This is a genomic window from Shewanella sp. ZOR0012 (assembly GCF_000798835.1).
In the GTDB taxonomy this organism is placed as follows: domain Bacteria; phylum Pseudomonadota; class Gammaproteobacteria; order Enterobacterales; family Shewanellaceae; genus Shewanella; species Shewanella xiamenensis.
Genome location: NZ_JTLE01000094.1, coordinates 2134289 through 2156009 on the forward strand (window position 1 = coordinate 2134289; position 21721 = coordinate 2156009).

Genomic DNA, 21721 nt, shown 5'->3' on the forward strand with positions numbered 1-21721 from the left:
CGCTCCTCTATATACCCGTGGATAACCTTGAAGTATGAAGGCTGCCAACCATTCTACCCTGCGTAAATATGATTTAGTGATTTTTGATTGGGATGGCACTTTGATGGATTCCATCGGCAAGATCATTATTTGCATTGAGAATATGGCTAGGGCACTGGCGCTGCCTGTTCCTGCTGAGGCGGATATTCGTAATGTGATTGGCTTGTCGATGACGCAGGCGTTACAAGTGTTGTTTCCTTGCGGATTACTGTCTTCATCACAGCGATTTTCGGCGTTTCCTGAAGAGGATATGTCTACTGCTTCTACTGTCAGCACCGGCACTGAAGAGTGTTACATCACGATGCGCGCCGAGTTTAAGACGCAGTATTTGCATCTTGATACCACGCCAACGCCAATCTTCGACCAAGCACCACAATTGCTCGAATCATTATCTGCAAAGGGTTATCAGTTAGCCGTGGCGACGGGGAAGGCGAGAGCTGGTCTGGTGCGCGTGTGGGAACAATCTGGATTAGGGCATTACTTTATTGCCTCCCGCTGCGCCGATGAAGCGCAGAGTAAGCCCCATCCTGAGATGATCATCAGCCTATTGCAGGAGCTGGGCATTCAGCCTGAGCGTGCTTTGATGGTCGGTGACTCTTTACTGGATTTAACCATGGCAGCGAACGCAGGTATTGATAGCATCGGTGTGACTTACGGCGTCCATAGTGAGGCGGTATTACGACAAGCTAAGCCGATAGCATTGATTGATTCACCGCAGCAGCTCCTTATGCATTTATAAGCATTACGCTAATACATCTATGCCTTGGCTGAGCAGCATTTCCGTGAGTAAGATTAAAGGTAATCCCACGAGCGTATTAGGATCTCGTCCTTCTAAACGATTAAAGAGTGCAATGCCTAAACCTTCACTTTTAAAACTGCCTGCACAGTAAAACGGTTGCTCTTTATCCACATAAGCACTGATTTGTGATGCTGTAAGGTGCCGAAAATGCACTGTAAAAGGCTCAACTTGGGCATTCATTTCCCCCGTTTGAGCATTATAAAGCGCAAGACCTGTATAAAAGGTAATGGCTTTCCCCGAGGCTTGACTGAGCTGCTTAATCGCATTATCGCGATTTAATGGCTTACCGATGATCTTGCCATCGATCACGGCAACCTGATCGGAGCCAATAATCAGACCATCAGGACAATATTTTGCACCAGCTTCTGCTTTTGCCTGCGCTAATCGTTGTACTAAGGCTTGCGCTGACTCATTAGGTAGTGAGGTTTCATCAACCTTGGGATCGCAGCACTCAAAGGGTAAGCCTAATTTGTTCAGCAGTGCTTGCCGATATACGGAGGTGGAGGCGAGGATTAACTGGGGCGTCATCATTAATAATCCATTAGAAAACTTCACTTATTGTCGCCAATCTGGATGATTGAATGCAAGCCGTGGCAACAGATGCTATCACTTTAGGAAGGTAATTGAGGATTCTTTCGGTGAATGCGGCTATTTTAGACGGCTTACGCTTGTGTGCCGCCCCCTGCTTGGGTAAAATTTCGCTTCCATTAATTCAATGTTGGGGCTAGAGAATCGCTTAAGTTGCAAACTGGGACTTAAGTAAGAAATTTTTCTTTGACTCTAGCGTTTTCAAACTATAATATGCGCGCCTTATGCAAACAGTAAAGATACCGGTTTCAATTGATCCTATTCGCGCCGCCTCGAGCCGTTCTACCTATGAGGGGATTGTGCCCGGGCAGCAATTGAAAAGATTAAATGAGTTATGTGCCGGCGACTGTTCCGATGTGGCAGTGTCGCTTGAATGTGGCGTAGATTTGCAGGGGATAGTCTACCTGAAAGGGAAGGCTGTGACGGAGCTCACTCTGGTTTGTCAACGTTGCATGACACTATTTACCACTGAGGTTACGGTCGAGTTTTGCTTCGGTCCATGCCGGACTAAGGCAGAAATCGATGAGCTCCCGGATGCGTATGACCCAATTGAGTGCAATGAGATTGGCGAAGTACGTCTGCATCAATTGATCGAAGATGAATTGATAGTCGCTATGCCCATCATCCCGATGCATGAAGAAACTGATTGCAATATCGGGTCAATGGATATAGTTGTAGGCGAGATCGAACCCGCTCAAGAGGAGCGTCCAAATCCGTTTGCAGTGTTAGAAAAACTGAAGAGCAAGTAATCTAGGAGACAGGGCCAATGGCTGTACAACAGAATAAAAAATCTCGTTCAAAGCGCGGTATGCGCCGTTCACATGACGCACTGAGCACTGCTCAGCTGTCTGTAGACGCTACCAGCGGTGAAGTCCATATGCGTCACAACGTGACTGCTGATGGTTTCTATCGCGGTAAAAAGGTAATCAACAAGTAATTTGTTGGTTTCCTAATGACGAGTCTGACGCTCGCGTTAGATGCGATGGGTGGCGATCATGGCCCCCACGTCACAGTGCCTGCAGCTTTGCGGGCACTAAAATCTCATTCTTCCCTTAAAATCATTTTAGTCGGTGATAAGACTGAAATAGATGTCTATCTGCACCAAGCAGAACAAGAGTTACTCTCCCGTATTGAAGTCATCCACACCGATGAAGTGGTGAGTATGTCTGACAGGCCCGTGCACGCTTTGCGCACTCGTAAAAATAGTTCGATGCGTTTATCAATTGAACTGGTGCGAGATGGACGTGCTGCTGCGTGTGTGAGTGCGGGAAATACCGGCGCGTTAATGGCGATGGCCAAGGTGCTGTTAAAAACCTTGCCCGGCGTGGACAGACCTGCATTGGTCAGTTGTTTACCCTCCGTGACGCAAAAGCCAGTTTATTTATTGGATTTAGGTGCCAATATTTCCTGCGATTCCGAAACGCTATTCCAATTTGCCGTGATGGGCTCAGTACTGTGTGAGGCCGTGGATAAAAAATCTCGCCCTAAAGTCGCACTCCTTAATGTGGGCACAGAAGAAATCAAAGGCAACGATCAGGTTCAACAAGCGGCACAAATACTGCAAAACACTGATCAGATTAATTACACCGGCTTTATTGAAGGTGATGAAATCTATTCTGGGAATGTTGATGTGATCGTTTGTGATGGTTTTGTGGGTAACATCACGCTCAAAACCTCTGAAGGCATTGCCAAGCTATTGGTACATCAGTTAAAACGGGGCCTAACCCAAGGTTTCTTCGTGCGTTTTTTGGCAAAACTCATCGCCCCCCGCATTCAGGCGGTTCTCAGCCAGATGAACCCCGACCACTATAATGGTGCAAGTCTGATAGGATTGCGCGGCATAGTTGTAAAGAGCCATGGAAATGCGGATGAAACTGCCTATTTACAAGCAATTAGTTTGGCAGTGACTGAAGCGCAACGTCGACTCCCCGAAATGATAAAAGATCGTTTGGAGTCGATTCTTTTAGATATAAATAACTGATTCCTCCTTATGCATACAAAAATTCTCGGAACTGGTAGTTACCTACCGGTGCAGGTGCGTAGTAATCAAGATTTGGAAAAAATGGTGGAAACCAGTGACCAATGGATTGTTGAACGCACTGGTATTTCAGAGCGCCGCATTGCAGCGCAAGACGAAACTGTCTCAACGATGGGCTATCAGGCGGCATTAAATGCGTTAGAGATGGCCGGTATCGAGGCATCAGATTTAGATATGATCATTTGCGGTACAACCAGTGCGGCAAATGCATTCCCTGCCGCGGCCTGCGAAATCCAAGCCATGCTCGGTGTGCATACCATTCCAGCCTTCGATATTGCGGCGGCTTGTTCAGGTTTTGTGTATGCCTTATCGGTTGCGGACCAATTCGTTAAAAATGGTACCGCGAAAAAAGTATTAGTGATTGGTGCTGACGTTTTATCCCGTCTGTGTGAGCCGGAAGATCGTACCACCATCATTCTGTTTGGTGATGGTGCTGGGGCGGTGGTTATCGGTGCTTCCGATGAGCCCGGGATTATTTCAACCCATATTTATGCCGATGGTCGTCAAGGCGATTTGCTTAAGTGCGCTTTCCCACCACGTCAGGGGGAAACCTCTGAAGCGGTTGGTTTTATGACCATGAAAGGCAATGACGTCTTTAAAGTGGCGGTGACCCAGTTATCCCATGTCGTGACTGAAACCTTGCGCCTGAATAATATCGATAAGTCGGAAATCGACTGGTTGGTGCCGCATCAGGCTAACTTCCGCATTATTAATGCCACGGCGAAAAAGCTAGACATGAGCTTAGATAAAGTTGTGTTAACCCTTGCTAAGCATGGTAATACCTCGGCGGCTTCGGTACCTATTGCTCTGGATGAAGCTGTGCGTGATGGTCGGATCCAACGTGGTCAGCTCTTGCTGCTCGAAGCCTTTGGCGCTGGTTTTGCGTGGGGCAGTGCGCTCGTCCGTTTTTAACCGTATCTGTATACGAATAAATTCCTGCTCATCGTTATCTTGGTTAGCTGTCCAAGATAACGGTTTAGTGTTCAATAAATTAAGTTCGCCATAGGTAATTTGATATGGAAAATGTAGCTTTTGTATTCCCAGGCCAAGGTTCACAGGCCCTAGGCATGTTAGCCGAACTGGCTGCTGTACAGCCGATTGTGGGACAAACCTTTGCCGAAGCGAGTGAGGTGTTAGGGTATGACTTGTGGGCATTAGTGCAAGACGGCCCCGTTGAAACCTTAAATGAAACCGATAAAACTCAGCCTGCTTTATTAGCGGCAAGTGTGGCGATTTGGCGTGCCTATGTTGCCTCTGGTAAAGCTATGCCTGCGATGTTAGCGGGTCACAGCCTAGGCGAATATTCTGCATTAGTTTGTGCTGGTGTCATCGACTTTAAAGATGCGATCAAACTGGTTGAGCTACGTGGTCAATTGATGCAGCAAGCCGTACCCGCCGGTACTGGCGCTATGTACGCGATTATCGGTCTAGATAATGACGGTATTGCTAATGCGTGTATTGAAGCCGCTCAAGGCGAAGTGGTAAGCCCAGTTAACTTCAACAGCCCTGGCCAAGTGGTTATCGCCGGTCAAAAAGATGCGGTTGAACGCGCTGCTGCGGCCTGTAAAGCTGCGGGCGCCAAAATGGCGGTAGCCTTGCCTGTCAGCGTGCCATCACACTGCGCATTAATGAAACCTGCTGCTGATAAATTAGCTCTTGCGTTAAACGATGTGCAGTTTAATGCGCCGAGCATCACCGTTATTAATAACGTAGATGTGGCATCACCCACTGCGGTTGCCGACATTAAAGATGCGCTGGTGCGTCAACTGTATTGCCCAGTACGCTGGAGCGAAACCGTTGAATTAATGGCCGAAAAAGGTATTACCCAGTTAGTTGAGTGTGGTCCTGGTAAAGTATTGACAGGTCTTGCGAAACGCATTAATAAATCTCTTTCTGCCCAAGCAGTTAATGACGTTGTATCCCTTGCCGCGTTAACTGAATAAGGAGTTTGTATGAGTATCAATCTGAGTTTAGCGGGCAAAGTTGCCTTAGTGACAGGCGCGAGCCGTGGTATTGGCCGTGCGATTGCCGAAACCTTAGTCGAAGCCGGTGCGATTGTGGTTGGAACTGCCACAAGTGAGAAGGGCGCCGCAGCAATTCAAGAATATCTGGGTGACAAAGGTTTTGGTTTAGTGCTTAATGTTACCGATAGTCAATCCGTCACCGATTTATTCGATTCGATCAAAGAAAAAGCGGGTGATGTTGATATTCTAGTCAACAACGCGGGTATCACCCGTGATAATTTGCTGATGCGAATGAAAGATGATGAATGGAACGATATCATCGATACCAACCTGACATCATTGTTCAGACTATCAAAACCTGTGATGCGTACCATGATGAAAAAGCGTTTCGGCCGGATCATCAATATCGGTTCAGTGGTAGGCACTATGGGCAATGCAGGTCAAGTTAACTACTCGGCAGCAAAAGCTGGTTTGATCGGATTTACAAAATCTCTTGCAAGAGAGGTTGCATCTCGTCAAATTACAGTTAATGCTATCGCTCCTGGATTTATCCAGACCGATATGACTGATGAGCTGACCGAAGATCAGCAAAAAGCTATCATGTCTCAGGTTCCGATGGAACGATTAGGGCAAGCGCAAGAAATTGCCAATGCCGTACTCTTCTTGGCGTCGGACTCTGCCGCTTATATCACAGGCGAGACTTTGCATGTGAATGGCGGAATGTACATGGTTTAAGGGCGGATGGCAGGGATACTGTCGCAACTGAGTAGTGATCTGTATCAATTGGTCGCTAAATTTCGTGGTTAGACCACGAAAACTAAGCTTGCATTGTCAGCCAAATCTAATAAACTACTCGCAATCTTACGCAAGTGCGTAATTTGAATAGGAAAGAAAACTAATGAGCAACATCGAAGAACGTGTAAAGAAAATCATTGTAGAGCAACTGGGCGTTAAAGAAGAAGACGTTAAACCAGCGGCATCTTTCGTTGACGATCTGGGTGCAGATTCTCTGGACACTGTTGAGTTGGTTATGGCTCTGGAAGAAGAGTTTGATACCGAGATCCCTGATGAAGAAGCTGAAAAGATCACTACTGTTCAAGCAGCGATCGATTACGTTTCTAAGAATCAGTAATTCTGAATTCTAGAGAACAGGCGGCATATATGCCGCCTGTTTTTGTTTTAGCCCCGCCTCATTCTGCAATAGTGCCATTCAATCGTCTCTGGAAGCTGTGTTGAATTTATCCATGAGATGCTCGCCGCAGATTGGCGAAGACATTTTAATGATAGAACCGCATTTGTCTGTCATAACTTAATCTATTTAGCATTCAAAAGGTGACTGCCGTGTCTAAACGTCGTGTAGTGGTAACCGGTTTAGGGTTAGTAACGCCCGTGGGCAATACTGTCGACACTACTTGGAAAGCCCTGCTTTCGGGTAAGAGTGGGATTGCGCCCATAACCAAATTTGATGCCAGCGAATTTACCACTCGTTTCAGTGGTTCTGTAAAAGATTTCGATGTTGAGCAGTACTTAACTAAAAAAGACGCCCGCAAAATGGACCTCTTTATTCAGTATGGTATGGCTGCGGGCATCCAAGCTATCCAAGACTCAGGTCTGGATATGACTAAAGAAAACCCTGGCCGTGTGGGTACCGCAATCGGTGCTGGCATGGGCGGTATGTGGTTGATTGAACAAAACCACAGTGCGCTATTAAGTGGTGGCCCTCGTAAAATTTCGCCTTTCTTCGTGCCTAGCACCATCATCAATATGATTGCCGGCCATTTATCGATTATGTACGGTATGACGGGCCCTAACTTTGCCGTCACTACCGCCTGTACTACTGGTGTGCACAATATCGGTTTTGCGGCGCGCACTATCGCCTATGGCGATGCTGACGTGATGGTTGCCGGTGGGGCGGAAGATGTCACTTGTCCACTCGGTGTTGGTGGTTTTGGTGCCGCCAAAGCGCTGTCAACCCGTAACGATGACCCAACGGCGGCCAGTCGCCCATGGGATAAAGACCGTGATGGTTTTGTCATCGGTGATGGTGCGGGTGTGATGGTGATGGAAGAATACGAGCACGCGAAGGCGCGCGGTGCGACCATTTATGGTGAACTCGTCGGCTTTGGTATGAGTGGTGATGCGTTCCATATGACATCACCTCCAAGTGATGGCGCGGGCGCTGCGGCCGCTATGGTCAATGCAGTCAATGATGCTAAGCTGCCATTTGAAAAAATTGGTTATATCAATGCGCACGGCACTTCAACGCCTGCGGGTGATAAAGCGGAAGCGGCCGCGGTGAAATCTGTGTTTGGCGATCATGCCTACAACCTGCTTGTCAGCTCGACTAAGTCTATGACGGGTCACTTGCTGGGCGCTGCGGGTGCGGTTGAAGCGATTTTCACTCTGCTTGCGCTGCGCGACCAAGCCGTACCACCGACCATCAACCTCGATAATCCAGATGAAGGCTGTGATTTAGACTTCGTGGCGCACACTGCCCGTGATGTAAAGTTAGAGTATGCTCTGTGTAACTCCTTCGGATTTGGTGGCACTAACGGTTCATTGCTGTTTAAGAAAGTCTAAACAGCGGTTAGCTCGATAAAAAATGCGCCTACTGGCGCATTTTTTTTATGCTCGAATTGTGCCTAATATCACTTTCTAACCTGCTGATATCCAAATAGTTAACCTTTGTTCATCAAGCTTGTTTAATGCCCTTTGCCGCCGATAATGACAGGCATATTCTATTTAAAAGGAAATCTGTCATGTTAAACCCTCTGGTGATCCCGCTTGTGCCTATCGTTGGTGCCGTAACCGCAAATTTGACCGAATTAATTCGTGGTGAATCCAAAGCTTGGCATCCTAATATGGATATCGGCATGAAGACCTTCACCTTTGCGATTGCGGCATATGTGTTGGTGTGGTTCGCCTTATTGGTGACCGCCATCAGTGTCGGTGGTAGTAACCATATGTCATCGGGATTTGAAGTGATTGGGCTGTTTTTGGCTGGGTTGGGTGTTTACACTTATGGCAAGGGCACTCGCTTTGTTAGCAGTCAATTACAGCTGTGGTTGTATCGCCTGGCGTTGCCGGGATTATTACTCTCTTGTGGGCTGATAAGTTACTTTGGCTAAATCGGTTCTCTCCACTGAGACAATCGTAATTATCTTTACGCTATTGCGCATTTCTATCGTAAACTCAACTCATTGCAAAATCATTGAGCCACAGAGGCTGAATAAGTTGAGGTTATATGGCTGGTATCGATAGACAAATTACCCTGAGATTTTTGTCAGAACCCGCAGATGTGAATTTTGGTGGTAAGGTTCACGGTGGCGCTGTGATGAAATGGATTGACCTTGCAGCTTATGCCTGTGCTGCGGGCTGGAGTGGTAAATATTGTATTACCGCCTATGCGGGTGGAATTCGATTTGTTCAGCCTATCCTCGTGGGAAATATCGTCGAAGTCAGCGCTAAGGTGATTTATACCGGTAAGACCTCTATGCACATCGGTATTGATGTGCGGGCAGGGGATCCTAAGGTCTCTGAGCGTCATCTCACCACTCACTGTATCGTCATCATGGTTGCCGTGGATGAAAATGGTCAACCTACACCCGTGCCTGAATGGGTACCGCAGACTGAGTATGATATTCATCTGCGTGATTCCGCACTGCGCTTAATGGAAATGCGCAAGAAAATTGGCGCCGAAATGGAAGCACACGTACAAAAGTGATTTGGGTTAGTTATAAAAACAAAGGCGCCTCTGTGCGCCTTTGTTGTTTCTGTCGAACACTGCGTTTGTTACCAAGGGCATTTTTACTCTGACGCTCGCCTAATCGAGTGCTACACTGCCGCCACCGTTTTAGCTACAGATTGACCTTTTAAGTTGAAACACTTGCTCGCATTTTTTTAGTTTGGGTCGGGTCTTTCTCGGAGTAACATAAGCGCGCATCCTGTGTGTCGTTAATCTATTGTGTTAATTCAGTGAGGTTAAATGAACGCAGTGCAAATGTGTGGTGTAAAACGTTTCACCTTGTTTATCAATTAAAGGAGTTCCTCATGGCAAAAGTCGCATTTATTGGTTTAGGCGTAATGGGTTACCCCATGGCAAGACACTTACTCAACAAGGGCCATGAGGTTACTGTGTATAACCGCACTTTTGCCAAGGCACAAACCTGGGTCGAGAACTACGGTGGTCGCTGCTGCCCAACGCCTAAAGAGGCGGCAATCGGCCAAGATATTGTTTTTACCTGCGTAGGCAACGATAACGACTTGCGTGAAGTGGTATTAGGCAATGATGGCCTGCTCCATGGTATGGCTCAAGGCACTGTATTGGTGGACCATACGACGGCTTCAGCCGATGTGGCCCGTGAATTACATAAAGTGCTGGCCGAAAAAGGCGTCGATTTTCTCGATGCGCCTGTATCGGGTGGCCAAGCTGGTGCCGAAAATGGCGTACTGACTGTGATGGTCGGGGGCGATCAAGCCGCGTTCGAGCGTGTAAAGCCCGTTATCGAAGCGTTTGCGCGCTGCGCAGAGCGCTTAGGTGAGGTAGGTGCCGGCCAACTCACTAAGATGGTCAACCAAATTTGTATCGCAGGTGTGGTTCAAGGCCTTGCCGAAGCGCTGCAATTTGCTCGTAAGGCCGGTCTTGACGGTGAAAAAGTGGTGGAAGTGATCAGTAAAGGTGCGGCGCAAAGCTGGCAGATGGAAAATCGCTACAAGACCATGTGGGGCCAAAGCTATGATTTTGGTTTTGCCGTCGATTGGATGCGTAAGGATTTAGGCATTGCCCTAGAAGAAGCTCGCCGCAATGGCTCGCACTTACCCTTAACCGCGCTTGTGGATCAGTTTTACTCAGAAGTTCAAGCCATGGGCGGTAATCGCTGGGACACCTCAAGCTTGTTAGCCCGTTTTGAGAAAAACCCTAAGTAGGCGGTTATTGCCAAACAGCTGGCCATAGTGGATTTGATGGCATAAAAAAGCCCAGTCATGCACTAGGCTTTTCATTGATGAGGTGATAAAAACCGATTAGTCTGCCCAGCGAATATGGGTAACTAAACTGTGGCTCTCGCCGGGAGCCAGCGTTAACTTATCTTCAAGCACATTGGCGGCTTCGAGACACACCATGGTGAGATAGTCATCGTCATTAAAGCGGGCAAGACGGGTCGATTTTTCAATCCAAGGGTTCCACAACACGGCCGAGTGGCTATTTTCACGGCTCACTTCAATCACACCTTTGGGCGTATGTAAGTGTTGTACTGGACCTAGGTTGGTGTAAACGCGGTCGGTTTCGCGGTCAAATAGCACGTCATCCGTCGTTTGCGGGTAAGGCCCTTCGGAAAACTCAATATATTGAGCACCGCTAAAACCAGTGGCTTTAAGCTGGTGAATATCTTCAATCGGAAAATAGCTGTGTAGCGCTTGGGTGAGTGTAACCGGGACATCGCCAAGGTTAGTGTTAACTAAGCTGATACTTAAGGTTTCACCTAAGGTAAAGAGTACGTTGACTTGGGTATGGTGCGGCCAAAAGACCTTATCTTCTTCGCTGATAGTTAAGCTAAAACGTAAATCCACCAGTTGATTACGCATCTCAACCGACTCGAGTGTCCAAATTCGGGTACGGGCAAAACCATGTTGTGGGAAATTAGCTTGATTGCTCATACCAAACCAAGGCCAGCAGACGGGCACTCCGCCACGGATCCCATTACCGGGTTGATAGTCATCCGCTGAAGACACCCATAATAAGGGGGGCTTACCTACGGGTTGAAAATGATCGATTTGCGCGCCCTGTAAAAAAATCCTTGCTTGGCATAACGCAGTGTTCACTTCGACATAATCGAGCCCGTTTGCGTGTTTTTTGGTGGTAACAGAACCCATAGTAACAATATCCTCAACCTGATGACGTATCAGCAATACAGACACTTAGCTTACAAACTTTTGCACTTGAGCATAAGCCTTTGTTGCGATCAATTTACGGTTTTGCTGTTCGATTGTGCAAACAAAAGTCACTGCACAGAGGCTCAGATGCTTCCTTTTTCAACAGATTTAGCTAAAGTGGTCAGAGCACTTAGTCCATTGCCATAAAACAAGAAAGGGAAGCGATTATGCCAGTCTATCAAGCACCACTGCGTGACTATCAATTTATCCTCGATGAAATGTTGCATATTTATCAGCAAGATGCCCTAAAAGGCTTCGATGAGATCGACCCCGATTTGGTCGATGCCATCCTCCAAGGTATGGCGGATTTCAGTACTGAGGTGATGTTGCCGTTAAATAGCGTGGGGGATGTGCAGGGCTGCAAACTCGTGGATGGCAAAGTGGTTACCCCCGAAGGTTTTGCCGACGCCTATCAGCAGTTTGTCGACAATGGTTGGCCGACACTGACCTGCGATCCTGCATACGGTGGCCAAGGACTGCCCGAAGTAGTCGGGATTTTCGCCACCGAGATGCAAACCTCGACTAACATGGCCTTTGCCATGTATCCCGGCCTTACCCACGGCGCCTATGCGGCCATTCATGCCCACGGCAGTGAGGCACTTAAACAGAAATACTTAGCCAAATTAGTGAGTGGTGAATGGACTGGCACCATGAACCTAACCGAATCCCATGCCGGAACCGACTTAGCACTATTGCGTACTAAGGCCGTGCCTGCGGCGGACGGCTACTTTGCGATAACAGGTGAGAAGATTTTTATCTCCTCGGGCGACCATCAATTTACCGATAACATAGTGCACTTAGTGTTAGCACGCTTGCCCGATGCGCCCGAAGGGGTTAAGGGCATTTCGCTGTTTGCTGTGCCCAAAGTGTTAGTGAACAGTGATGGCAGTTTAGGTGAGGCGAACAGCCTCTATGCCAGTGGGCTTGAGCATAAAATGGGCATCCACGGCAACTCAACCTGTGTGATGGTATTTGAGGATGCACTCGGTGAGTTAGTGGGAGAACCCCACCAAGGGCTGCGCGCCATGTTTACCATGATGAACCAAGCGCGTTTGGGGGTTGGAATGCAGGGATTAGGCGTGTCCGAAATCGCCTATCAAAATGCCTTAGCCTATGCCAAGGACAGATTGCAGAGCCGCGCCATTAGTGGCGCTAAAGCGCCTGAAAAAGCTGCCGACCCGATTTTGGTACACGGTGATGTGCGCCGGATGTTGTTATCGCAAAAAGCCTTTAATGAAGGTGCTCGGGCTCTGGTTGGCCAACAGGCGTTGTGGCTCGATGAGGCAGAGCGCCATAGCGATCCTGCAAAAGCCAAAGCGGCCTCGCAATTAGCGGCCTTGTTTACGCCTGTGGTGAAAGGCTTTATCACTAATCGAGGCTTTAATGCCTGCGTGGATGCGCAGCAAGTGTTTGGTGGCCATGGTTATATTCACGAGTGGGGGATGGAGCAATTTGTGCGTGATAGCCGTATTGCACTGATTTATGAAGGTACAAACGGTATTCAGGCGCTCGATTTAGTTGGCCGTAAACTGCTGAGTGACCGTGGTGCGGCTATGCAGCAATGGTCTGTGCTTGTTACCGAATTTATTCAATCGCAGAGCAAAGATGCGCAAATGCAGCCCTATGTGAGTGGGCTAATGGATTGCGCCACCGATTTACAAAAGGCGAGTGGTTATTTAGCTAGCCATGCAGCAAGCAATCCCGACATTATCGGCGCGGCATCGATGGCGTATCTGGAGTTATTTGGCATTACGGCTCTGGCATGGATGTGGGCGCGTATGGCCAAGATTGCACTAACTGCGCTCGCAAATGGCACGCAAGAGGCGGAGTTTTACCAGGCTAAACTGAAAACGGCGGACTTTTATATGGCGTATTGGGCCGTGCAAAGCCGCAGCCTGCGTAAACAGTTGGAGCTGGCGAGTGAGATGCTAACCACGCTTGATGAAACTATTTTTTAAGTATTTACATCCGCAGTGTTATATCCAGTAAAAAACAACAATAAGCCAGCAAAGTGATGCTGGCTTTTTTATTGGAGATGGCTTTCGTTAAGCGCCATTCAGTAAGTGCTATGCGCTAAGAGTCATGCCGCTATATCCACACATAACGAGTAGACTCTCTTTACAATTGTTACAAATCCTGAACGATGTAAATTTAAATGAGAATTATTGTCATCTAGTAATCAAACTTTATAATGACGGCACATTTTGATGATATGGGTAAACCACAGGTTTGCTCAAGGTTGGGGGACTTTGTGAAAACACGTTTTGCCTATTCAATACTAACGCTTGCCCTGATGCCGCATTTGGCCTTTGCAGCTGAGCCTAACGCTCAAGAGCGTAAACCCGAGCAAGAAAGTGCTTCAACGGCACAAGTTGCTATGCAAACCAACACGCAAGCCAGCACACAAGCCGAGACTAAGGCGCCAGAGCGAATTGTCGTGCGTGGTCGCGCCATGCAAATGTATGTTGATAAAGAGACTGAAATCGGCACTAAAACGGCAATCAATGTGATGGAATTGCCGCAGTCAGTACAAGTACTGACCGAGCAACTGATTGACGATCAAGCCGCTCGTAACATCACTGACTTATACCGCTCCATTGCCGGTGTGAGTGAATTTAGCTATTCCGGCGTGACCTTTCGTGGCTTTCGCGATGATGCCAACGTGTTTTACGATGGTGTACGTGGCGACCCGTATTCGGGATTTTCGGTGCCACAACTGTTCAACGTACAGCGGGTTGAAGTATTAAAAGGCCCTGCATCGGCACTCTATGGCGGCGGTGAACCCGGCGGAATGATTAACTATGTGACGAAGAAACCGACCTTTATCGAGCGTAAAGATCTCACCCTAAGCACGGGTAGCTACGACATGATGGGCGGCTCGCTGGATTTCACTGGCGGTTTAACTGAGGATTTAGCCTATCGATTGGGGGGCTACTATCAGCAGGAAGATAGCTTTCGTAACAATGCCGATAGCTTAAATGCCGAAGTGGCTGGTGGCTTACTCTATGAAATCAGTGAAGATACCAAGCTCACCACCACCTTCGATCTGATAAGGCAGGATTTGGGTGGCAATCGACTCCGTGGCGTACCCGTGGATGATGCGGGTAATTTCCTTGTCGATCCTTCCTACAATGCCAACGAGAAAAGCGATTTCCAGAAAATGGATGCCTTGGTGCTGCAAGCGATTCTCGATCATCAATTTAGTGATGTTTTTTCGGTAAAAACTCAAATTCGTTACCTGAATAATGAATCCGATCAGCAATATCACGAATCCCGTGGTTGGGTCGATGTGAACGGTGATGGCAAGGCAAACAGCGCAGATGGTACGATCAAACGTGAATATCGTGTCCAATCCCGTGCCAATGACGAAATCAGTTTAACCAATGATTTTGTCTATCGTTTTAACGCCTTAGGTTTTGAGCATGAGTTCCTGTTTGGTGGTGATTATCACTATGTTGAAACCGAGTACCGTTACAAGTTGGCGACCAGTAAGGAAGGCGTGGGTAATCTGAATATCTTTGAGCTGAATTACGGCGAAACAAACCCAAGTGCTTATCAGTTGAAAGACATGGATACCGACGGTACCCGTGCCAACCGTTTTGGCCTCTATTTGCAAGAGCATCTGCATTTCAACGAGCAGTGGTCTTTAATTGCGGGTCTACGCTTCAGCCAGTTTGATGATTACGATAAAAAGACCGGATTCTCCTTTAGCGATAATGCCATTACCCCAAGGGCTGGATTGAATTATCGTCCAATCGATGCGATGTCTTTCTACTTGAACTACTCAGAGAGTTTCAATCCGGCAGCATTGTCTGATCAAGAGAGCATCAAAAGCGACGGCGCACTCGATCCCGAAACTGGTAATCAAATAGAACTTGGGATGAAAAACGAGTGGCTCGATGGCCAGTTTATGACCACGCTTGCACTCTATCGCATTGAAAAACAAAATGTGGCCCAGGCTAACCCTTTAGATACTGGGGATGACGATGGTATTCCGAATTTAGTTAATTTTGGCGAAGTACGTAGCCAAGGGGTGGAATGGACGCTGGTGGGCGATCTCACAGATAACCTTACCGTAACGGCTAACTATGCCTATAACGATACCGAAGTGATTAAAGGCGTGACCAACGACAGCCTAACCAACACCTTTGGCGACGGCAAACACTTTGCCAATGCGCCGCGCCATCAAGCAGGGCTATGGACGCGCTACGATATTCAAGCGATTGATTCCGCCATTGCCTTTGGGATGGACTATGTAGGCGAGCAATTTAGTCTCAATGGTCAAACGGTAAAACCCCATACGGTGTTTGATATGAGCTGGACGACCCAGTGGGACCAAACCCAAGTGCGCGTAAATCTGAAGAATATCTTCGATAAGGAATATGCTGTCAGCGGTTTTAGTGAGCGCAATGGCCATTTCCCCGGTGAGCCGCGCAATGTCACGCTTGAACTGAGCCATAAGTTCTAACGTTAAGAAACCAAGTGCAATCTAAGCCAGCGTGACGATTCGCGGGCTTAGATTGCATATGCAACGCATTGTATCTACAAGCAACGTTACCTATAGCTTTTAACTATGTATGCGAGTATTGCATCGTTGCTAAAGTGCTTTAATTCACGCAAAACGCTTCTTATATTTATTTATCGATTACAACAATAGATTCTATCCGTTTTTTACTATGACTTTCTTTGTTTAGACTGGGCTTATCTATTCTCCATTGCGATAAGGTCAGTTATGCCGCCGATTAACCATTTATCCTCAGCTTCTCAATCTGTTACCGCGCCTAAAGTGGCGTTAATTGCAGAGGGTGGTGGTCAGCGCGGTATTTTTACCGCAGGCGTACTCGATGCTTGGCTTGATGCGGAGTTCGACCCTTTCGATTTATTGATTGGTACCTCCGCTGGCTCACAAAACTTGACGAGTTTCTTAGCTAGGCAAAAGGGATACGCTAAAAAACTTATCCGTGGCTTAACGCGTCATAAACGCTTCTATCAATTAGGACGAGGTCTGATTGGCGCCAATGTGATCGATCTCGACTGGTATTTTGACCAGATTCAACGTGGAAGCTTTAAGCTAGATTTAGCCGCGGCGAGTCAATCCCTCCGTGGGCGAGAACTTCTTATCACCACCACGCGAGTCAGCGATCGCCAAGGGTATTTCTTGAGCCCAACCAACCACGAACACTGGCGTGAACTACTTAAAGCCTCTAGCGCATTGCCTTTTTTATATAAACAAGGGGTGAAGTTAACACCTTGGTTAGCGATTGAATCTGCTAATCATGCCGAAGTTATGGCTGAGCCAGAGCAGGATTTTTATCTCGATGGCGGTTTAGCTGCGCCGCTACCTGTGCGTGAGGCGTATCGACGCGGCTCCCGTAAAATTGTGGTGGTCAGAACGGTGAATGAGGATTTTCAAGCCCAATCCGCTTGGGTACATAAACTCAAGTCGTGGATCTGCGTCTCAGGTTTTTGCCCTAAGACCATTGATTACTTAGTGCAGCATGAAGAGGCCTATCAGGCCGAGCTAGACTTTATTGCCAATCCTCCCGATGATGTTGAAATTGTGCAGATTTTTGCGAAGTCACCATTACAGAGTAAGCTGTTAGGTAGCACAGATACGGATTTACGGATTGATTACCTGCAAGGGATAAAGGCGGGGAAGGCGTTTCTTGCTAAGTCTTCTGGGCAAATTGCCAAGGTTAAAGATGTGACGCCAGTTTTACCATTGGCAATATCGGCCTAGGTCATTGGTTCGCTTCTTCTTGAATCACTCAAGGTATTATTGCTCGGCCGTATTTTAGCTTGCTTGGCAAAGCTAAATGAATTGGGCAAAGCGTTAAAGGTAATAAAGCCACCCGAGGTGGCTTTATTATTAGGATGAATATCAGTGGTTAATAACTGGCGGCATGCACTGAGCGCACGGCGCGGCCTGATGGGTCGATAATACCCCGTAAACTTTCATCCCACGCCAGTGCTTCTGGGGTAGAGCAGGCGACCGACTTACCACCAGGAACCGTTTCGGCAGCACTTGGCAATGGATAATGCTCTTCAAAGAAACGGCGATAGAAGTAAGCCTCTTTGGTTTCTGGCGTGTTATACGGGAAGCGGAACTTCGCGTTGGCCAGTTGCAAATCGTCGACCTGTTCTGCGGCATGGGCCTTCAAACCATCAATCCAAGAGTAGCCTACGCCATCGCTGAATTGTTCCTTTTGGCGCCAGGCGACTTCTTTAGGTAATTTATGCTCAAAGGCTTGGCGCAGAATGTGTTTCTCAATCCGGCCATCCTTAGACATTTTTGCCTCAGGATTAATGCGCATTGCCACATCCATAAATTCCTTATCGAGGAAAGGCACACGGGCTTCCAATCCCCACGCCGCCATGGCTTTGTTGGCGCGTAGGCAATCGAACAGATGTAGTTTATCCAGTTTACGCACGAGTTCCTCATGGAAGGCCTGCGCGTTTGGCGCCTTATGGAAGTACAAGTAACCGCCAAAGAGTTCATCGGCACCTTCACCCGATAACACCATTTTGATCCCCATCGCCTTGATTTTACGCGCCATTAGATACATGGGTGTGGCAGCACGAATGGTGGTCACATCATAGGTTTCTAAGTGGTAGATGACTTCTTTAATCGCATCTAAACCCTCTTGGAAGGTAAAGTTGATCTCATGGTGAATCGTTCCAATGGCATCGGCAACTTTTTTGGCCGCGATTAAATCCGGAGCGCCTTTTAAACCGACTGCAAAGGAGTGTAGCTGTGGCCACCAAGCGTTTGTTTCACCGTCATCTTCGATACGGCGTTTGGCAAATGTCTGGGTGATAGCCGAGATCACCGATGAGTCTAAACCGCCGGAGAGTAATACTCCGTAAGGTACATCGGACATCAATTGACGTTTTACTGCGGCTTCTAGAGCTTCACGCAATTCTTCTTGGCTGGCGCCGTTATCTTTAACTGCATCATACTGTTGCCAATCGCGGGTGTAGTATTTCACTGCCGCAGCATCGCTTGAGAATAAGTATTGGCCCGGCTGGAATTCTTCCACCGTTTTACACACTGGCATCAGGGCTTTCATTTCGGAGGCGACATAGAAGTTACCTGCCGCATCTCGACCCGTGTAGAGCGGAATGATACCCATATGATCGCGGCCAATTAGGTAGGCGTCTTTGGCTTTGTCGTAGAGTACGAAGGCGAAAATACCGTTTAATTTATCAAGAAATTCAGTGCCATATTCCTGATACAACGCCAGAATGACTTCGCAATCCGAGTTGGTTTGATAGCTATATTTATCGCCGAGTTGGGCTTTGAGTTCTTTGTGGTTATAGATTTCACCATTGACCGCGAGGATAAGGCTGCCATCTTCGGTTAGCAGTGGTTGCGCGCCATGTTCAATATCGACAATGGCCAAGCGTTCGTGGGCCAAAATCGCTTTATCGCTGGCGTAAATGCCTGACCAATCGGGGCCGCGATGGCGCATCAGTTTGGACATTTCCAGTGCCACTTGGCGTAGCTCTTTCGCATCGGATTGAATATCTAAAATTGAAAAAATCGAACACATAATCCCACTCCTAAACCACTGTATTTCATTTGAGGATGTCTCAATTGAGTATCAATGTGCCAGCGATTTGGGATTTTGCCAAATTTTATTTTTGATGATTTATTCGGTTTTTAGTGTTTTAGGTGGGTTTGATCTATCTTTTTAATGGCTTTGATTGAATACTGTCTAATTAATTTCGCTTTTTTATAAATAAAGTGTTTTTGATGGTGAGTTGTGAAGCGGGATATTGGCAAATACATAATGTTCACTCAAGAAAATCCGTTTTTGAGAAAATCATGATAAATGTGAGCAAGATAGTGATCTAAGTGTAAATTTTGCTGGTTTTATGAACGGCTTGTCGGCAGTCATGCCCGTGTTGCTACAGTCAAGGTCTACAGTGAGCGTAAAGTGGGGCGGATCATAAAATACTCATAACATAATAAGGCACCCTTCAAGGTGCCTTATTAGATTTTTTAGCGATTAATCCCTTTGCTCAAGCCGCTTACTTTGCGGTCGTGGTAAGTTCTGTTTTGGCGGGACGCAGGTTGTTAAACTCAGTACCTTGATAATAGCCTGGCCAATCTTGGCTGTTGCCTAAGCTGCGAGTCACTTGATAGTAAATTTCCAGATCTTGAATCGCACCACTCAAATCCCAGTCATCACGGTATTCATCGCAGACATTGTGATAGCAGCCCTTCATGGTCGCCTGCATTTGGGTTTTATAGTCCGCGGTTGCCGCATCGATTGGCTCACTACCGCCACCGGCAAAGACCGCAGGAACGCCAAGTTTGGCGAAGCTGAAGTGGTCAGAGCGGAAGAAACCACCCGATGCAGGATTTTTTTCACCCAAAGCAATACGGTTTTGCTGTTTGGCGGCATCGATTAAGTAGTTTTCAAGCTCAGACTTGCCTTTGCCAACAATGGTGAAATCCTTAGTTTTTCCATAGATATTGGTGCTATCTAGATTGAGTACCGCCACCGTTTTATCGATGGGGTAGATGGGATTTGCGGCATAATAACGTGAGCCAAGCAAACCTTGCTCTTCGCCCGTGGTGGCGATAAAGGTCACCGAGCGAGCTAAGCCGTGGCCCTGTTTAGCGTTATCGGCCAGTTGTCTGGCGATTTCTAAAATGCCCGCAATGCCCGATGCATTGTCCATGGCACCGTTGTAAATTTTATCGCCTTCTTTACTGTCATCTTTGCCAATATGGTCCCAATGGCCAGTAAACAGGATGTGCTCATCTACTTGCTTGGTGCCTGAAAGGGTGGCGACGACGTTATAGCTATTGGCATATTCCGCTTTGTTTTTAAAGGCGATGCTGGCCGTTTGCTCTAGGGGAAAATTAATCGGGCTATCGGCGGCGCGAGCCATCAGTGTGGTGAGAGATACGCCCGCTTTTTCAAACAGTTTTGTGGCGGTATCTAAGGTTAACCAACCTTCAACTTGGACGCGGCTATCCTGCTCGGCTTTGCTGAGGACTAAATCTTGCTGCGCGCCAGTCCAACTGTTTTCGACCACAGACCAAGGATAAGAAGCAGGCTCAGTATCGTGGATCAGTAGTGCACCAAGTGCACCTTGGCGGCTTGCTTCTTCAAATTTATAATTCCAGCGACCGTAGTAGGTCATGGCTTTGCCATTAAATTTGCCTGAATCTGGGCGGGCAAAACCGGGATCGTTCACTAAGATGACTGCGATTTTACCTTTCATATCCACATCTTGGTAATCATTCCAGCCATATTCAGGTGCATTAACACCGTAGCCAACAAATACCAATGGCGCGTTTTCAATGTTAATACCACCGTTATCATGGCGACTACTGAGCACCAGATCTTGACGGTATTTAAAGGGTAATCCTGCTAGCGTGACTTGCTGTGCTTCATCTGCGGTATAGCTCACCATAGGCACTGGTTGTAAAAAACTACCTTGGTAAGCACCTTTAAGTCCCATCTCTGCAAAGGCCTTGGATAAATAATCCAAGGTGAGTTTTTCACCCTGAGTGGTTGGGGCGCGGCCTTCAAACTCATCGGAAGACAGGTTTTTAATATCGTCTCTAAAACGTGCTTCATTCATTTGCACGGGTTTCAGTGCGGCACTGCTGTTGGCATCGGGCTGGGCCGAATTGGGGCTACAGGCACTGAGTAAGGCTAGTGCGCAAAACGGATACAAACGTCGCATAGGTTGATCCTACTGTTATTTTTAGGGCGTGTTTAACGCGAATATCAAAGGGGGATGTCGTGCCTTATCATGAATCAAGCGACAATGGGGTACAAGGGAAGTCCAACGGCAAATATGTTACTTAATGTTAAGGTCAGTGGTGTTTCTCTGCACGCTAAGGTGCTGAGAAGCTGGCAGTTTGATGCTTAAACGACATCGATATCGCCCGTGCAGGCGAAAACATGATTTGGGCGGAAAGGTTCTTTATCGATATCTTCAAGTTTACTTACGCCGCTAGTGACTAGAATGGTCTCAAGTCCGGCTTGGAAGCCCGCCAAGATATCGGTGCGCATATTGTCACCGATGATCACGGTATTTTCGGAGTGACCGTCAATATGATTGAGCGCCGAGCGGATAATCCATGAACTCGGTTTACCGACGTAGAAAGGCTTTTTGCCAGTAATTCGCTCAATAGGGGAGCACAGAGCGCCGCAGGCGGGGCTGTAAGCGGGGCCGTGAGTGTCGGGATTGGTGGCGATAAAACGGGCGCCACGGGCGACGAATCCGGCGGCCTTATGGATCATGTCCCAATTATAGGAGCGGGGTTCGCCGACAATGACAAAATCGGGATTAATGTCGGTAATGAGCAAGCCTGATAAAATGAGTTAACCCTTA

The 21721-nt window shown here is 47.6% G+C and carries 19 protein-coding genes and 1 pseudogene; 15 read left to right on the top strand and 5 right to left on the bottom strand.

Annotation, left to right across the window (positions count from 1 at the left end; genetic code table 11):
- Nucleotides 1-34: 34 nt before the first annotated feature.
- Nucleotides 35-778 (top strand): HAD-IA family hydrolase, encoded by a 744-nt coding sequence (locus L976_RS10935; RefSeq protein WP_047536704.1) that lies wholly within the window; start codon nt 35-37, stop codon nt 776-778.
- Between the two features lie 3 nt (nt 779-781).
- On the opposite strand, the gene L976_RS10940 is transcribed toward L976_RS10935, so the two are convergent.
- Nucleotides 782-1366, bottom strand: coding sequence for a Maf family protein (locus tag L976_RS10940; RefSeq protein WP_081990957.1), 585 nt, complete (start codon nt 1364-1366; stop codon nt 782-784).
- Nucleotides 1367-1650: 284 nt separating this feature from the next.
- Between L976_RS10940 and yceD the strand changes: the two genes are divergently transcribed.
- The 11 genes from yceD to L976_RS10995 all read left to right on the top strand — a co-directional run bounded on the left by yceD (nt 1651) and on the right by L976_RS10995 (nt 10354).
- Entirely contained in the window at nt 1651-2175 is a 525-nt protein-coding gene (yceD, locus tag L976_RS10945) for a 23S rRNA accumulation protein YceD (protein WP_011072716.1), read from the top strand.
- Nucleotides 2176-2192: 17 nt separating this feature from the next.
- Entirely contained in the window at nt 2193-2363 is a 171-nt protein-coding gene (gene rpmF, locus L976_RS10950) for a 50S ribosomal protein L32 (RefSeq protein WP_011072715.1), read from the top strand.
- Between the two features lie 15 nt (nt 2364-2378).
- Nucleotides 2379-3407, top strand: a complete 1029-nt coding sequence (gene plsX, locus L976_RS10955; RefSeq protein ID WP_037419691.1) for a phosphate acyltransferase PlsX — start codon at nt 2379-2381, stop codon at nt 3405-3407.
- Nucleotides 3408-3416: 9 nt separating this feature from the next.
- Nucleotides 3417-4376: a beta-ketoacyl-ACP synthase III gene (locus tag L976_RS10960; protein ID WP_037419694.1), complete on the top strand. Its 960-nt coding sequence runs from the start codon at nt 3417-3419 to the stop codon at nt 4374-4376.
- Between the two features lie 104 nt (nt 4377-4480).
- Nucleotides 4481-5407, top strand: a complete 927-nt coding sequence (gene fabD, locus L976_RS10965; RefSeq protein WP_047536711.1) for an ACP S-malonyltransferase — start codon at nt 4481-4483, stop codon at nt 5405-5407.
- Nucleotides 5408-5416: 9 nt separating this feature from the next.
- Nucleotides 5417-6163 carry a 3-oxoacyl-ACP reductase FabG gene (gene fabG, locus L976_RS10970; RefSeq protein WP_011623152.1) on the top strand — a complete coding sequence of 249 codons (747 nt, stop codon included), beginning with the start codon at nt 5417-5419 and terminating at the stop codon, nt 6161-6163.
- 163 nt (nt 6164-6326) lie between these two features.
- The gene (acpP, locus tag L976_RS10975; RefSeq protein WP_006081231.1) at nt 6327-6560 is read left to right on the top strand and encodes an acyl carrier protein; all 234 of its coding nucleotides are present in this window, start codon (nt 6327-6329) and stop codon (nt 6558-6560) included.
- A gap of 209 nt (nt 6561-6769) precedes the next feature.
- A complete protein-coding gene (gene fabF, locus L976_RS10980; RefSeq protein ID WP_037419711.1) occupies nt 6770-8008 on the top strand; it encodes a beta-ketoacyl-ACP synthase II in 1239 nt (412 codons plus the stop codon).
- Between the two features lie 179 nt (nt 8009-8187).
- The gene (locus tag L976_RS10985; RefSeq protein ID WP_037419714.1) at nt 8188-8556 is read left to right on the top strand and encodes a hypothetical protein; all 369 of its coding nucleotides are present in this window, start codon (nt 8188-8190) and stop codon (nt 8554-8556) included.
- 116 nt (nt 8557-8672) lie between these two features.
- Nucleotides 8673-9152: an acyl-CoA thioesterase gene (locus L976_RS10990; protein WP_037419717.1), complete on the top strand. Its 480-nt coding sequence runs from the start codon at nt 8673-8675 to the stop codon at nt 9150-9152.
- Between the two features lie 326 nt (nt 9153-9478).
- Entirely contained in the window at nt 9479-10354 is an 876-nt protein-coding gene (locus tag L976_RS10995) for an NAD(P)-dependent oxidoreductase (protein ID WP_047536717.1), read from the top strand.
- Nucleotides 10355-10450: 96 nt separating this feature from the next.
- On the opposite strand, the gene L976_RS11000 is transcribed toward L976_RS10995, so the two are convergent.
- On the bottom strand, nt 10451-11299 hold the full coding sequence (locus L976_RS11000; RefSeq protein WP_047536720.1) for a D-hexose-6-phosphate mutarotase: 849 nt from the start codon (nt 11297-11299) through the stop codon (nt 10451-10453).
- Between the two features lie 227 nt (nt 11300-11526).
- Between L976_RS11000 and L976_RS11005 the strand changes: the two genes are divergently transcribed.
- From L976_RS11005 to L976_RS11015, 3 genes are all read left to right on the top strand, one after another.
- On the top strand, nt 11527-13317 hold the full coding sequence (locus tag L976_RS11005; protein WP_047536722.1) for an acyl-CoA dehydrogenase C-terminal domain-containing protein: 1791 nt from the start codon (nt 11527-11529) through the stop codon (nt 13315-13317).
- Nucleotides 13318-13610: 293 nt separating this feature from the next.
- Complete coding sequence (locus tag L976_RS11010) at nt 13611-15827, top strand: TonB-dependent siderophore receptor (protein WP_047540396.1); 2217 nt, start codon at nt 13611-13613, stop codon at nt 15825-15827.
- A 264-nt stretch (nt 15828-16091) separates the two neighbouring features.
- Nucleotides 16092-17099 (top strand): patatin-like phospholipase family protein, encoded by a 1008-nt coding sequence (locus L976_RS11015; RefSeq protein WP_047536724.1) that lies wholly within the window; start codon nt 16092-16094, stop codon nt 17097-17099.
- A 148-nt stretch (nt 17100-17247) separates the two neighbouring features.
- On the opposite strand, the gene asnB is transcribed toward L976_RS11015, so the two are convergent.
- The 3 genes and pseudogenes from asnB to L976_RS11030 form a co-directional block, all read right to left on the bottom strand.
- A complete protein-coding gene (gene asnB, locus L976_RS11020) occupies nt 17248-18912 on the bottom strand; it encodes an asparagine synthase B (protein WP_047536725.1) in 1665 nt (554 codons plus the stop codon).
- Between the two features lie 481 nt (nt 18913-19393).
- Nucleotides 19394-21067, bottom strand: coding sequence for a M28 family metallopeptidase (locus tag L976_RS11025; protein ID WP_047536728.1), 1674 nt, complete (start codon nt 21065-21067; stop codon nt 19394-19396).
- A 185-nt stretch (nt 21068-21252) separates the two neighbouring features.
- Nucleotides 21253-21699: pseudogene (locus L976_RS11030) on the bottom strand (HAD hydrolase-like protein); the annotation flags it as partial.
- Nucleotides 21700-21721 lie beyond the last annotated feature (22 nt).